Annotated in this window: 14 protein-coding genes and 1 pseudogene; 6 read left to right on the top strand and 9 right to left on the bottom strand. The window is 53.5% G+C overall.

What is annotated here, in order from left to right:
• The first annotated feature begins 64 nt into the window (after positions 1-64).
• The gene (locus HPY73_07390) at positions 65-1,606 is read left to right on the top strand and encodes a lysine--tRNA ligase (protein ID QLH75278.1); all 1,542 of its coding nucleotides are present in this window, start codon (positions 65-67) and stop codon (positions 1,604-1,606) included.
• On the opposite strand, the gene HPY73_07395 is transcribed toward HPY73_07390, so the two are convergent.
• The 4 genes from HPY73_07395 to HPY73_07410 form a co-directional block, all read right to left on the bottom strand.
• Positions 1,600-1,968, bottom strand: a complete 369-nt coding sequence (locus HPY73_07395; protein QLH75279.1) for a hypothetical protein — start codon at positions 1,966-1,968, stop codon at positions 1,600-1,602. The two genes, HPY73_07390 and HPY73_07395, sit on opposite strands and share 7 nt — an antisense overlap.
• Positions 1,969-2,006: 38 nt before the next feature.
• Entirely contained in the window at positions 2,007-3,107 is a 1,101-nt protein-coding gene (locus tag HPY73_07400; GenBank protein ID QLH75280.1) for a DNA topoisomerase IV subunit A, read from the bottom strand.
• Positions 3,100-5,079, bottom strand: a complete 1,980-nt coding sequence (locus HPY73_07405; protein ID QLH75281.1) for a DNA topoisomerase VI subunit B — start codon at positions 5,077-5,079, stop codon at positions 3,100-3,102. Before HPY73_07405 ends, HPY73_07400 begins: the two co-directional genes overlap by 8 nt.
• Before the next feature lie 93 nt (positions 5,080-5,172).
• Entirely contained in the window at positions 5,173-6,171 is a 999-nt protein-coding gene (locus tag HPY73_07410) for a zinc ribbon domain-containing protein (GenBank protein QLH75282.1), read from the bottom strand.
• Between the two features lie 208 nt (positions 6,172-6,379).
• On the opposite strand from HPY73_07410, the gene HPY73_07415 reads away from it, so the two are divergent.
• From HPY73_07415 to HPY73_07435, 5 genes are all read left to right on the top strand, one after another.
• A complete protein-coding gene (locus HPY73_07415) occupies positions 6,380-7,492 on the top strand; it encodes a GTP-binding protein (protein QLH75720.1) in 1,113 nt (370 codons plus the stop codon).
• 58 nt (positions 7,493-7,550) lie between these two features.
• Entirely contained in the window at positions 7,551-8,714 is a 1,164-nt protein-coding gene (locus HPY73_07420) for an aminotransferase class I/II-fold pyridoxal phosphate-dependent enzyme (protein ID QLH75721.1), read from the top strand.
• 66 nt (positions 8,715-8,780) lie between these two features.
• Entirely contained in the window at positions 8,781-9,326 is a 546-nt protein-coding gene (locus HPY73_07425; GenBank protein QLH75283.1) for a MarR family transcriptional regulator, read from the top strand.
• Positions 9,327-9,456: 130 nt separating this feature from the next.
• On the top strand, positions 9,457-9,876 hold the full coding sequence (locus tag HPY73_07430; protein QLH75284.1) for a hypothetical protein: 420 nt from the start codon (positions 9,457-9,459) through the stop codon (positions 9,874-9,876).
• A gap of 92 nt (positions 9,877-9,968) precedes the next feature.
• Positions 9,969-11,213: a histidine--tRNA ligase gene (locus tag HPY73_07435; GenBank protein QLH75285.1), complete on the top strand. Its 1,245-nt coding sequence runs from the start codon at positions 9,969-9,971 to the stop codon at positions 11,211-11,213.
• On the opposite strand, the gene HPY73_07440 is transcribed toward HPY73_07435, so the two are convergent.
• From HPY73_07440 to HPY73_07460, 5 genes and pseudogenes are all read right to left on the bottom strand, one after another.
• Positions 11,201-11,971 carry a hypothetical protein gene (locus HPY73_07440; protein ID QLH75286.1) on the bottom strand — a complete coding sequence of 257 codons (771 nt, stop codon included), beginning with the start codon at positions 11,969-11,971 and terminating at the stop codon, positions 11,201-11,203. The genes HPY73_07435 and HPY73_07440 overlap by 13 nt on opposite strands.
• Before the next feature lie 226 nt (positions 11,972-12,197).
• Positions 12,198-12,761 (bottom strand): ribonuclease HI family protein, encoded by a 564-nt coding sequence (locus tag HPY73_07445; protein ID QLH75722.1) that lies wholly within the window; start codon positions 12,759-12,761, stop codon positions 12,198-12,200.
• Positions 12,672-13,019: pseudogene (locus tag HPY73_07450) on the bottom strand (aspartate 1-decarboxylase). The gene HPY73_07445 and the pseudogene HPY73_07450 overlap by 90 nt, the downstream one beginning before the upstream one ends.
• A gap of 62 nt (positions 13,020-13,081) precedes the next feature.
• Entirely contained in the window at positions 13,082-13,870 is a 789-nt protein-coding gene (locus HPY73_07455; GenBank protein QLH75287.1) for an ABC transporter ATP-binding protein, read from the bottom strand.
• Positions 13,870-14,895 (bottom strand): iron chelate uptake ABC transporter family permease subunit, encoded by a 1,026-nt coding sequence (locus HPY73_07460; protein QLH75288.1) that lies wholly within the window; start codon positions 14,893-14,895, stop codon positions 13,870-13,872. The genes HPY73_07455 and HPY73_07460 overlap by 1 nt, the downstream gene beginning before the upstream one ends.
• Between the last annotated feature and the right edge of the window lie 24 nt (positions 14,896-14,919).

The raw sequence follows: 14,919 nt of genomic DNA on the forward strand, positions 1-14,919 counted from the left end.
AAAATGCCTTCTCCACATCAACGCAATGGTTTATATCCCGATGGGCATTCGGTCGTTGATTTGTATGCATTGGGCAGACGTCATCGCCAATGAGGTGATCAAGAAAGGTGGAAAGCACCTGATCTCAACGGGCATTAGCCCCTCCGGCTTCATTCATGTCGGCAGCCTGAGGGAGGCCATCACGGCCAATGCCATATACAAGGCCATGCTCGACAAGGGGGCCGATGTGAAACTGATCTACCTCGTCGATGACTATGACCCGCTCAGGAAGAGGTACCCATTCCTTCCAGAGCATTATGAGAGGGAGGTCGGCAAGCCCCTTTGTCAGATACCTTGCCCAGGTGATGGGTGCCACGAGTCCTACGGTCACCACTTTATCCACCCGTTCTTGGACGCGATCGCAGAGATGGGAATAAGGCCAGAGGTCTACTACACGCACGAGCTATACGAGCAGGGCAGGTTCGCCGAGCTGACTGACCTGGTCATCAGGGAGAGGGACAAGGTCGCCACGATACTCCGCGAGGTCACGGGAAGGGAGGTCCCACAGAACTTCTGGCCGGTCTCCCCTCAATGTCCACAATGCCAACATTTCACGGACAGGATCATCGGATACGAATATCCATATGTTCATTTCAAGTGCGGTTGCGGTCACGAGGGCAAGGCCGACATAAGGAACGGCCAGGCGAAATTGCCATGGAGGTTGGAGTGGGCCGCTAAATGGAAGATACTCGGGGTCACCTGCGAACCGTTCGGGAAGGACCACGCCGCAGCGGGAGGAAGCTACGACTCTGGCGTAAGGTTTGCCAGGGAGCTCTTTGATATCGAGCCCCCGTTCCCGGTCCCCTATGAGTTCATACAGTTCAAGGGCAAGGGCCAGATGCATAAATCCACGGGGACGGTGGTGACAGGGACGGATGCGCTTAAGATCACCCCAGCACCCGTACTGAGCTACAGCGTCCTAAGATACAATCCCGAAAGGCACATCGACTATGACCCTGGCCTCGGCATCCTCGACGTGGTCGATGAATATGACAGGGTCGAGGCGATGTATTTCAAGGGCGGAGCGGATGAGAAGGACAAGGACCTTCTGCGGGCGTATGAGATCGCCCAGCCCAGGTGCGTCAGGGAGAAATTGCCGATCCAGGTGCCATATAGGCATCTGGTCTCTTTGGTCCAGATAACGGACGATTTTGAAGGTGTCGTGCAGATCCTCAAGAGGGCAGAGAATATAGCCGAACTGCCGTCCGAGGACAGGGAGGTCCTGAGACAGAGGGTCGAATGTGTGCGTCATTGGCTGGCCAACTTCGCCCCCGAGGAGGTCAAGTTCTCTGTCGCGGACCGGCCTCCCGAGGTCTCCCTTACCGATCAAGAGAAGGGGATGTTGAGGTCCATGCATAAGATACTGTCAACTGTAGAATGGCACGGTGACAACATCCATAATGCCGTATACGAATGCGCCAAGGCATCAGGCATACCGACGAAGAGCGCATTCCAGGTGCTGTATCAGATATTCATCAATAAAAAGCAAGGTCCCCGCCTGGGCTATTTCCTTTCCACCCTGGATAAGGATTTCGTGCTCGAGAGGATATCGAATTTTGCTCAATAGGACGCCTTCGGCCTGATGCCAAGCAGGAGGATCGATATCCCGAGCCATACTATGAGACCGATGAACAGATAGAGAAGGTTGCCAGGGTACCAATGGTTCAACAGGACCAGCACCCCGAGCGTCAATATCAGGTCCCCCCAAAAGATCTTGAATTTACCATCATCACTGGCGACCCGGTCCGTCGATCTGACCTTCTTCCACAGACCTATAATAAGTATGTATGCCCCCAAACCAATAAGCAATGATGGTAGGAAGAGCCCCCAGTCATTCATCTGGTCGGACATCACTATCGCGGAGGCGATAATGAACAGCACCACTGCCGCCGTCAACGTCGAAAGGCTCATCCTTGAAGGACCGCTCATATCGTTCCAATTCACCGTTCAAGTAATAAAACCGTGCATCATCTACGCAATATGCCCAGCTCAGCGAGCTTCTCGGGAAGATACTTGTCCGTGACATAGTCCAGACCGTATTTTGCCAGAGCCTGCTGCTCTGCCTTCTTGTTAAGATGGAGCATCGTCTCTATCTCACCCCGCCAGAAATCATCTGCGAACCTGGGGTCCTTGAGCTCGGCGTTCAAAGCCCGGATGTCCATCTCGGTCAGCTTGTCGGTCGGAAGGTCGTAGTTCGTGATGTCCGATGCGGTGATCCCAATGAACTCAGCGGTCGGCGTCGCAAGATATTCAGATATATGCGCGGTCTTTATGGCGCCATATGCCACCGAGGCGAAGATCCTGAATGACCAAGGGTCACCATCAGTGAAGACCACCACTGGAAGCCCCATCTCCTCGTTGAGCCGCTTGATGAACCTCCTCGTGCTCCTCGCAGGCTGTCCTTTCAGGTGCACGAGGATCGAGTTGAAATCCTCTGCGAACCCGTTCTCCACCAGGCGGTCGAACATACCACCGGTCTCGATGGCGATGATGAAATCCGCCCCTGTCTCTATCAACTTCACCTTGTCCTTCTCTACATTATAGGGGATGCCATACCCAGAGTCCCCGACGTCCTCGAGACAATTGATCCTCTTCGTCCTGCCTTTCCTGTCCTGTTCCTCGATCGTCAGGTCGCCTATCACGCTCGCGCCGTTCTCCTCCGGCCTGAGCTTGAAATCCTCCCTCATGCACCCGGTCACTATCTCCAGGTCCTCCGCGAGGAAGTTGCTCTCATCCTGGGAATTGAACTTCGCCTTGTCCCATCCCTCAGATATGTAATACATCTCTCTCAGCGTCGAGGACTTCTTCTGAGCGATCATGTCCTCGATGAGCTCCAGCGTATACATGGTCCTGAGTAGCATCAAGGCGCCGTTCGTCTTCTTTGCGGTGCGCGCCCCAGTGGCCTTCCCGTATTTCCAGACGCCGTGCTTTTGGTCGAACTTTATGTTGCTCTTCGTCCTCAGCGGAAGGACCATCTTTGGTATCTTTCCAGAGTCGATCTGGTCATAGATGTCCGAAGCGATCTTGTGGAGCTCCTTCACAGCGTCCCGTTCTGTCTGCTCAGTCATCGGTCAGCGCCTCCTTCTGTTCATCATAATCGACCTCCTCTTCTTCCTCGACGGGAAGCGGCTCTATCTCGGTCACCTCAAGCCTCTTTACGTCCCAATCACCAGGAAGAGGTTCTGCGCCTATGACCATGGCAGGGTCGATACCGCTCACATACACCTCGTTCTCGTCGTACGCCTCCTTGTCCAGCCCTTTCAACATGAAGTTGATGTCTATCTTGCCCGTGGAAGGTATGGACCTAAGCTCCCATGTCATCTTCCCGTCATCCTTCACCTCCGCCGGGAAGATCTGCAGGCCAGTATAATCGAAGCTGTCCTTGGGGACTACCATATGCAGGTTGAGCTTCTGGGACTTCGGAGTATAATTGTATATGGTCACCCTGACCTTGTGCTTCCCATTCTCATAGGTCACAGAGTCGTCGACCCAGACCACGTTCATGATCTTGGTTATCGTGCCCGACAGGGCCGGCACGGGCCTGTTCACGATCTTGGCGCTCTTCTGCGCGATCAAAGGGAGGATGATCTGGACGATATCGAATTTGGCCTTGGTCTTCGACTTGGTCTCTTTTTTATTCAGATGGGTCTTGAGGCTCCTTCCGCATATCTTCAACGCGAGCTCTATCTCCGACTGGATCTCGGGGATGTTGGCGATCGCCTCCTTCGCCTCCGATGTGAAGGGCACCTTGGTCGAGGCGACATGGACCAGGATGATGGCAGGCCCATATGGGATGCCGCTGCCACCCCTCTGCTCCAGGCCATATCTGCGCCAGTCTGTCGACTCTATCGCCTTCGTGATCGCACATGCGCCCTGTTGATATAGAAGCGGGACCCTGTTCGCGAACCTCAGTATCTGGACGGGCTGGTCCTTTGGTAGGTCCCCTCCATACACGATCCCTACCTCCACCAGGAAAGGGTTCCCCGCATAGACCTTAGGGTCCCTTGTGACCGGGTGGGCATAGAATTCAGGCCTCTGCTCGGCAAGAACATTCTTCAGGCCCTTTTTTATGAGAGCACCACCGATCGGTGAGAGACAGTCGGTCTGTGGGGCCATTATTTTCACCTGCCCGATGGCATCGATGAGCCTTTTGGACTCCTCTAATGTCAGCGAGTTCGTCGGCTTCTCGGTCGACATCATGGCCTTGTCGCATATCTCCTTGGCCAGGCGGTCACTTATCCTTGAGAAATCGTTCTGTAGGAATTTCGAGAGGGTCTTCATCTTCGACTCCTTCGCCATGTTCATCAGGGTGCCAAGCTCAAGACCTTCGGGATGTGGCTTGATCTCCTTCGTTGGAGGGGGAAGTTGGTCGTGGGCCCTTTCGAAGACGATCTTCCTATTGTCGGGGTCAATGAACGTGAACCTGGCATGGGGATTGACGATTGCCGTCTGTCTCAGATATTCCATGACGGACTGTTTCCCTGTCAGATATCGCCCGTTCATGAAGAACTCCACGCTGACGCCATGCTCCTTACCCTCCCATATGATGGGGTCTTCCTTCAGGACCTCTGGCATATTCTTCTTTGTGTTTATGATCAGGTCCAATTGCCATGCTGTCTCCTCGTTGGCCACCTTTGACCGGACCCTTGTCGGTTTTCCAGTGGTTATCTGGCCGAACATGACCGTTGCCGAGATGCCTATCCCCTGCTGTCCTCTGGACTGTCTGACAGCATGGAACCTGGAGCCATAGAGCAGACGACCGAAAACGTTCGGGATCGCCTTTTTTACGATCCCAGGACCATTATCCTCCACGGTCACCTTGTACTCGTCCTTGCCCACCCGCTCTATCTTCACAAGGATGTCAGGGAGTATCTGTGCCTCCTCGCAGGCATCAAGGGAGTTGTCAACAGCCTCCTTCACCCCCATGATAAGCGACTTCACCTGCGAGTCAAAGCCCAGTATCTGGCGGTTCCTCTCGAAGAACTCCGAGACCGAGATCTCCTTCTGTTTCTTGGCAAGTTCCTCAGCAATAGAGCTCATAGCATCCTCTCTGGACAATGCGAACAAGGAATGAATGCATCCCCGGGCTCAATATCCCAAGGGAGATAGATAAAATTTGGCGGCCGGTCACCTTTAGCTCTTCGGGTCGAGCTCCTTGCCGCAGTTCCAGCACTTCTTGTCAGTAGCGAAGATGACAGCATTGCACTTGGGACATTTCATGTCCTCATCGGCCTTCTTTTTAGGCTCCGGCTCATCATCAAAGGTCTCCCCGCACTGGGGACACTTTGAAGCATCACCTGGGACCTCGGCCCCACATTCGGAGCAGACGAACTTCTCCTCGGCACGGCCTTCCTTCGCGTCCGCTTCCGCCCTCCTCTTCTTCGCCTCCTCGACCTGCTTCTGCATGCGGACCTTGCTCTTGTCCATCCACCAGGTCAGGAAGAGCAACATGAAGAACAAAAGCCCGATCTGGAAGAAAGAGTAGAACATCCCTGACATTATCGCCTGGTTCATGATCTCGTCCGAGGGGGCGTTAATAGGCCCATAGCCGGCACCGGTGGCCTGCATCTCTTCTCCGTCCCATATCTCGAACTCATAGGCATATATCCCCTCTTTCTCCAGGGTGAGCTGTCTCTCATAGAGCATTCCTCCGGTGACGTTCTCGACGAATACCATATCGTATTGAACTGCCTCATCAGCGTCCCAACTGTTATCGACCCACAACGTGACGTTCTTGTACACGCTTGTGTTCAGGACTACTACCTGGAAGGTGTAAAGTTTAGTATCGAGGTCCTTGGTCGGTATCACGGTGCCTCCTGAGAGCAATCCCTCCTTCTCGACCATATCGGACCCGAAATTGTTGATGTTGTTCGCCATGTTAAGGCCCCAGGCCAGGCCCAGCACTATCAGAAGCACGAGCCCGAAGACAGCCAGCTTCTTTCTGTCCTTGAACCCGAAATAGTAGGGTACACCATACATCACAATGGCCACGGCCATTGCTGCAAAGCAGATGTACCAGGCGAACAATACAAGCAGGAGCGATAAGGTTGCGGTCAATGAAAGCCCGACCACGAGCCCGGTCTTCGAGCCGCGGAGCTTTGTCATGACGTCTCCAAAGCCACCGTTAGACATCGTTCTCCTCATGCGAATCAGGGGTTTAAAGGTATTGTAGGCCCAAAGTGGCACAGACCGATAAGAAAAAAATGGACGGGTGAGAGATGAACATCCGATACGCTAATAATGCAGACCCGTATTAGCGCCTTGTCATATAGGGATGCGCCCTGAGCCGATGGGCGGGCCGCACATCGATGGAAGGGCCGGGTGCAATGGTGAAGTAAAGATGGCCACGATCGAAGACCAGATCAAAGAGATCCAGGCGGAGATCGACAAGACGCAGGTCAACAAGAAGACCGAATATCATCTGGGCAAGCTGAAGGCAAAGATAGCTAGGCTCAAGATCGAGGCTGAAAAGAGAAGGTCCCAAGGCGGCGGCACGGGAAGGTCCTACGGTGTGAAAAAGAGCGGCAACGCGACCGTGGCCTTGGTAGGGTTCCCCAGTGTCGGCAAGTCGACAATGCTCAACAGGTTGACCGACGCAAAGAGCGAGGTAGGCTCCTACGACTTCACAACGCTCGATGTCATCCCTGGGATCATGGAATATAAAGGTGCAAAGATCCAGGTGCTGGACCTTCCGGGTCTGATAAGGGACGCCTCGAAGGGGAAGGGCAGGGGGAGGGAGGTGCTTTCGGTGGTGCGGTCCGCCGATCTCATCCTGTTCGTCATGGACCCTTACGACACTAACATCCATGTCCTGGTGAGCGAGCTTGAGACGGCAGGCATACGGTTGAACACCCGCCCCCCCGATGTGGTCATAACTAGGAGGGACCAGGGGGGCATCGACGTCAAGACGACGGTGGAGCTCACCAAGATGACAGAGGAATATGCCAAGGAGATCGTCATGGAATATGGCCATGTCAGCGCCGACGTCGTTATCAGGGAGGATATAAACGTCGACCAGCTCATCGACGTGCTCGCTGGCAACAGGATATACATGAAGGCGATAATGGCGGTGAACAAGGTCGATACGGCGGACCCGGAATATCTGGAACAGCTCAAGGTCAAGCTTCAGGAATGGCACCCCGTCTTCATCTCTGCGCAGGCAGGCATAGGGCTCGAGGAGCTGAAAGAGGCCATCTTCAAGCACATTGACCTCATACGCGTCTACCTGAAGAAACAAGGTCAGGAAGCGGACCTGAAAGAGCCGTTGATCGTGAGGAGGGACAGCACGGTAGGTGACGTCTGCGATTCTCTGCACAGGGTCTTCAGGCAGAATTTCCGTTATGCGACCGTCTGGGGGAAAAGCGCCAAATTCCCAGGACAGATGGTGGGATTGGATCACGTGCTACAGGACGGGGACATATTATCGATAATCATCAGACGCACGGGTGAATGATGGTCGTTCCGAATGGCATAAATGGATGTATGTTTTTCATCGGAGCATGAAGCGGAAGATGGGCCTCTCCACCCGATCGGTGGATGCTGGCGAGATCAAGGGCATAAAGGGATCTGTCAACACCCCTATCTTTCAAACATCCACATTCTTCTATCCAACTGATGATGAGGAGACGTGGAAGGGCGGTCTCCCACCAGGCACATATATATACAGCAGGCATGGCAACCCCACTGTCCAGGCGGCGGAGGACAAGATAGCTGCTTTGGAAGGGGCGGAGAGGGCATTGGTCTTCTCTTCGGGGATGGCCGCGACCTCAGCGACCGTGTTCTCGCTTTTGAGCAAAGGGGACCGCCTCGTCTCCATGGAGGACATCTATGGTGGCACATACAATCTGTTCAAGAACGACCTATCAAGGTTGGGCGTGACGACCGATTTTGTGCCTTCTGTCCATACTGACGACATCATCGCCGCCCTGAAGCCCGGCACAAAGCTGCTCTGGCTCGAATGCCCGACCAACCCGTTGCTCAAGATCATCGACATCCCTGAGATATGCAGGGCGGCGAAAGAGCAGGACGTGATGGTGGCGGTCGACAGCACATTCGCCTCGCCGTACAATATGAACCCCCTTGAGATGGGGGCGGACATAGTCATGCATTCTTGCACTAAATATCTCAACGGCCATTCCGACCTGATAGCCGGGGCAGTTGCAGGGAGGCAGGAGATCATAAATGAGGTCTGGAAGAGAAGGATAACGATGGGCGGCACATTGGACCCGATGGGCGCATTCCTGCTGTTAAGAGGGATGAAGACATTGGCGATACGCATGAGGCAGCATAACGAGAATGCGATGACGTTGGCCACCTATCTGCTGGGGCACGAGAAGGTACAGAAGGTGCATTATCCTGGTCTTCCATGCCATCCGCAACATGAATTGGCCAAGAAGATGATGAGAGGCTTTGGAGGGATGGTATCGTTCGAGGTAAGAGGTGGGGTGAAAGCTGCGGAAAAGGTCATGAGGTCCTTCGAGCTTATCAACGTCGCGAGCAGCCTTGGGGGCGTGGAATCATTGGCAAGCATGCCGTTGAACACATCGCATACGGCATTCTCCGCGGAAGAAAGGAGGAAGCTCGGGATCGCGGACTCGATGATAAGGCTCTCTGTCGGTATCGAGGATGTCGAGGACCTAATCGACGACCTTGAACGTTCATTGGGACACATTTAAGACCAGCGATCGGATTGAATAAGCAAAATAACCTATCATCAGCGGGCAAGGTAGAAAGGTGAGGACATGAGGACCAGGCATTTAGCGCTCTTGGTGGCCGCGGCAGGGGTCGCTATATTGTTGTTCGGCTTTATGACACCGACAACATCCGACGGAGGTGGCGGAATGAACAGTGGCGCCTCGGGGGAGAGGACCTCGTACTCCGTCAGCAATGGCCTTCTAATAATGGTAGGCTCGTTCATCGCAGCGACAGGGATCTCTTATTGGGCCTTCAAAGAGGATTATGTGCCTGTCCCCCGACCCCCCGTCGTAATGGTCCGAGAAGAAAAGGTAGAAGAAAAGGCGGATGAGGGACCGGTCGTCGAGGGGGCACATTCACCTATTGCGGGCGAGCATCTTCTCGTACTTCGTCTTCTTAACGGGGATGAAAGGTTCATGTTCCGGACCATCATCGACATGGGGGGCGAGGCGTTGCAGAAGGACCTCATCGCAAGGACGAAGATGTCCGATGCGAAGGTATCTAGGGTAATCGACCGTCTGATCGAGAAGGGCCTGGTGACCAAGGAAAGATATGGGGTCACGAACAAGGTGAAGATCTCCGTAGAAAAATGAACATAGACCATCCAGTTTTCACTTTTCAGCAAACTTTTCACCACTTTTCACATAGGGTTTTAATTATCTTTTCACCCCTCGAGATCTATTCAGGCGCATCGGTCCGGTGCGCCTAGGAGGTGCGCATAGAATGAACAAGAAAGTGATGATAGGGGCCGTTCTAGGAGCGGTCGTCCTGTTCGCTGTGGTAGCGTCCCTTGCTACAGCATTGCCCGGAAATGGCGATGCGGTCATTGCAGAGAAGGTTGGGGAAGACCCCAAAGGGCAAGGAGATTGTGACAGGACTCAGCAACAGCTCCGGGACAGGGACATGCTGAGAGACGGCTCGTGCTGCGATCAGGACGGCGACCGAGCCCTGAATCAAGAAAGGGAGAAGAAGAGGGATGGTACCTGTGGGGATGCTGCCGGCCCTGTGAGAGCGGGCGAGGCTGTCATGTATCAGGCGATGGAGCAGGTCCAGGAGCAGGTACAGACCTGTGCTGCGAACGGCAACTGCCCTGAAGGTTACGCCTATCAATATCAGCATGCGAACCAGAACGGAAAAGCATGATGAACCCCCTTCGACAAACTTTTTATTTTTTTTATTAGACGACCTGGCCTGGAGAGGAAAATGTTAAGATTGACAAGGTCATTGCTCGCCGCATGATACAACGGCCGCGTGGAACCAGGGACTTCACCCCTGAGGAGATGGAGACGAGACGATCGTACGAATCAATGATGAGGTCGGTCTCAATGTCCCACGGGTTCCGTGAGGTTCAGACACCGATATTCGAGCACACGGAGCTTTTTACCACGAAATCGGGACCTGGCATCGTGGAGGAGATGTATGCCTTCAAGGACAAGGGCGACAGGGAGATATGTCTCAGGCCCGAGCTCACGGCCTCGGTCATAAGGTTCTTCGTCAACGACCTTACCAACTATCCAAGGCCTTTGAAGCTCTTCTATTTCGGGCCTTGTTTCAGGTATGAGAGGCCTCAGGCCGGTCGCTATAGAGAGTTCTATCAGTTCGGTGCAGAGATCATTGGTTCACCGACACCTGAGATGGACGCCGAGGTCATCGGTCTCGCCGCCTCGATATTGGAAAGGACCGGTCTCATTGATTATAAGATAAGAGTGGGGCACATAGGCCTTCTGAAAGGAATGCTCAAAGATGCTGGCGTGGAAGATGACAGGGCGTTGCCCATCCTTCAGAAGCTCGACAAAAAGAATTACGACGAGGCCCGGCCCTTGATGGAATCTGTTGGGATGGGAAGGGAGGACATAGAAAAGGTCATCGCCACGACGAAGGTCACGGGGCCAATATCGGTGCTGAAGGATTATGAGGGCGAGGCGAGGGGATACCTTGAGGAAGTGTTCGAGATACTTGGTCACTATGGCCTCAAGAACCTCGAGGTGGACATGGGGGTCGTGAGAGGTCTGGCATATTATACCGGGATAGTCTTCGAGGTCGATGCCCCGAAACTAGGCGCGGAAAAGCAGATCTGTGGTGGCGGCTCATACTCCCTCAGCGAGCTGTTCGGAGGGGAGAAGGTATTCTCATCGGGGTTTGCGATCGGTTTCGACAGGACCTTGATAGCGCTGGAGAAGGAAGGGGTCAAACCGAAAAGGTTCAGGATGAAGGCCTATGTCGTCCCTGTCAGCGATAACGTCAGGTCCAAGGCATATGAGATAACCGCGCTGCTCAGAAGGGCGGGCATCAGCGCCGACATGGACCTCATGAGGAGGAACCTAGCAAAGAACTTCAAGTATGCCGATGCGATCGGCGTCGAGAACGTTGTGATAGTCGGTGAGAAAGAGATGACCTCTGGGGCTGTAAATGTGAGGAACATGGCGAGCGGGGAGCAGAAGCTCGTCAAGATCGATGATCTTGTCTCTTATCTTGCTTGAACAGATCGATCATCGGCCAATGCCGCTTCAATCTCCTTTGCGAGGCAGGGCGGCCTCTCGAGCTCCTTTCCTTCTCGGTCATAGACCTTTCCGCCCTTTATGACCAGGTCCCCGTTTACCATATGTTTGATGACGCTCATCAGGAGATGCCCCTCCCTCCGGACGCCCTCCGCCCGGACCATCCTCCGAAGCTCATCATCGTCCCTTGCCAAGCTTCTCAGCCTCTCAACATCGAACGAATCATATGCTATCGCGTCTCCACGGTCCAGATCGGGCGTGCAGACATGGACCGTCGCACCATAGGAGCGGTCCTTGTTCTCGACTACCTTCTCGATGACCTCCTCCCATGTCCCTTGATAAGTGCCAGGTAGGGCGGGATGCAGATTGATCATCACATATTCCATGCAGGTCTTTGGGTCCAATATGAGCATATAGCCCGCAAGGACCCCGAAGTCCATCCGGTGAGGGGAGATGAGCTTCCTCATCTCTTTACCATATTCCTCCCTCCAGGCCTCGATGTCATTGGCCTTGAGCTCAGGCATGAAGCCGTCCGATGGTAGTATGATCACCGGGATACCCCGGTCCTTGGCCATTTGGACCATCTGCCGCCTGTTCTCATTACCCTTTATGTCGCGATTGATGAACATGAACGCCAGCTCTACCTCTATCTCCTTGTCTTCGATCTTTTTCAAGATCGACCTGAACAGGTTCATCGAACCCTGGCCTCTAGCTGTTGTGAACCAACCTATCCTTTTCATGCCATCACATCTCGATAATGTATCCAGACCGCCACTCATAATGTGCTGGCATGATAAAAAGGCTTGTCGAAGGATAATAAAGGGATGGGTGCGGGGCCGATGAAGATGGGGGGAATAAAAGCAACTCTTTTAGGAGGAGAGTTGAGCCACCGGCCCACCGCACCTATTATACTGTTCTATGATTGTCTATTTATATTTATTTCAGCCCCGCTCGCTATTGGACGAATTATAGCTTGGTCCTTTGTGACATCAGGTCCAGTTCGATATTTACCAGTTCGTCGGCCTTGGAGATCATCGGATGCTCCCTCGGTGCATGCAAGATATCATATCTGCGGAAGCTTGAAAGCAGCCCTTGGACCGTGGCGAATAACGGTTTTAGGTTCTCCGCTTTGATCTTGTACTCCCCTCTGACCTGCCTTACCACGAGCTCACTGTCCATTGTTATGGCGATCTCAAAGGCACCAAGCTCTTTCGCCTCTGTCAATGCGTCTATGAGACCATGGTACTCCGCCTCGTTGTTTGACATTATACCAAGGTACCTCGACCCTTTCTTCAGGATATCTCCGTCCTCGGAGCATATAATATAGGCGCATGCCGCTGGTCCGGGGTTATTCCTCGACCCTCCGTCGGAATAGACGATCAACCTTTGACCATCGGCGCGGAGATCTTTTTCTATAGGTGCCGTTGCGATCTTTGGCGAAGTATAAGAGATGTCCCTTAGGTACCTGTTCTTGTCATCGACCAATATGACCTTGGGAGCGATGGGCCGGTCAGTAAGCTCAAATGACATGATGATCACCTTGTCACCTTCCTTCACAAGGTGGGCGGCACCTCCATTGACCGAGACCGTCCCCGAGCCTGGAACCCCTTCGAAAATATACGTCTCGAATCTGGCACCATTGTCGGCATCAGAGACCAGGACCTTCTCTCCCGGCCATATGTCCGTATGTTTCAACAAAAGAGGGTCCACCACGATGCTCCCGACATAGTCTGGATGCCTTTCTGTCACCGTAGCTCGGTGGATCTTGCCTCTGAGCACGAAACGCATGGTCGTCAATCAATGCGACAGGTATCTTCAATCTTTCCTATCGACAATCATAGGTCGTCTTATCATTTCCTATTGGAATACGAGCCGAATATCTTGACGATGTTGGCCTTCAAGGTTTGGTCATACTCCATCACCGCGTCGATGTTGAATACCTTCTGCATGTTCTCTCTTGTCAGGACCTGTTCCGGAGCACCGACCGCAAAGACCTTATGATCATGGATCAGAACGATCCTGTCGCAGTATTTGACCACCATAGGGAGGTCATGAGAGACGATCACGACCGTGAGCCCCTCATTCCTCGACAGGTCTCTCATAAGGTCGAGGGTATCGAACATGTGACAAACGTCCAGATGTAGGGTCGGCTCATCCAGAAGGACTATCTCAGGTCTTTGTGCGAGAGCCCTGGCGATGATGACCCTCTGCCTTTCACCGCCGCTCATAGTGTTGACATATCTTTCCGAGAGGTCTGAGATGTTGGTCTTCCTCATCGCATCCTCTACGATCCTCTCGTCCTCAATGGATTCGACCTGGAATCTTTCAAGAAAAGGCATCCTTCCCATCATTACTATATCCTTGACGGTGAAGGCGAAACGGATATCGTTGCTCTGCGGAACGACCGCTATCTTCCGGGCTATCTGTTTTTTTGTGAGTTTTTCAAGATCAGAGCCTTCGAGCATCACCTTCCCCTTATCTGGGTGCAGGTCCTTGTTCAGGAGCTTCAATAAAGTGGTCTTTCCACATCCATTGGGACCAAGGATACCTATTATCTCACCTTTTTTTATCTCGAGGTCAACCCCATCCAGCACGGGCCTCTCTCGATATTTGAAATGAAGGTTCTCCACGCTCAGCATCAGTCCCACCCCACCTCATGCCTGCGTCTTCGCAACAGATATATGAAGTATGGCGCACCGATGAGAGCGGTCACTATCCCGACAGGGAGTATCCCTATTCCTGGGGCGATGACCCTGGAGATGTAATCGCACATCATCAGGAACGATGCCCCCCCGATGAGCGAGGCCGGAAGCAGTGCTCGGTTGTCTGGCCCCATCAATATCCTTAGTATGTGGGGCACTACAAGGCCCACGAAACCTATGACGCCCACGAAAGCAACGGCCGCCGCGGTGACCAGGGCAGATGCGACCAATAATTGAAGCCTGACCTTCGGCACCTCGACCCCTAGGTCGAGAGCGTGGTTCCCACCCAGCATCATAGCGTTAAGGTCCCTGGAACTGGCGATCATCAGGATGCAGCCAGCAGCTATCAGAGGCGCAACTATCAGAATATTGTCCCAGGTTGCATTGGTCAGATTGCCCATGGTCCAATACACTATACCCTGCAACTGCTCGCCTGCGAGGTAGGTGAGAAGTGAGACCAATGCCGAAAGGAACGATCCAACCGCTATCCCGGCAAGAAGCAGGGTCTCGGTAGGCACCTTTCCACCCACCCTTGATATCGAGTAGACAAGGAACAGCGTTCCCATACAGGTAATGAACGCCAGCATCGGGATCATAAGCAATGATGGCAGCCAAGAGACCGTGAATGTGAGACCGATCGCGGCCCCCAAGGACGCACCTGATGACAATCCTAGTATGTATGGAGAGGCCATCGGGTTCCTGAACAGCGCCTGCATCACAGCGCCCGCGATCCCTAGGGCGGCCCCGACCAGACATGTCATGACGACCCTTGGAAGGTTCATCTTCTGGACTATGATGATATTTGTATCGGAGCCCACCCCGAACAACGCCCAGAAGGCCTCGGAGAACGACAAGGGTATAAATGCCTGGGTAAGGTCCAGGACCATGAATACGAACAGCAATGCGAATAAGGCGATATAAACAGTTAGAACCCTCACCCGCCTTTTCCTGGATCCTTTCATGTGCTCGACCTCGTATCGAATTTT

It is taken from the genome of Methanomassiliicoccales archaeon (assembly GCA_013415865.1).
In the GTDB taxonomy this organism is placed as follows: Archaea; Thermoplasmatota; Thermoplasmata; order Methanomassiliicoccales; family UBA472; genus MVRC01.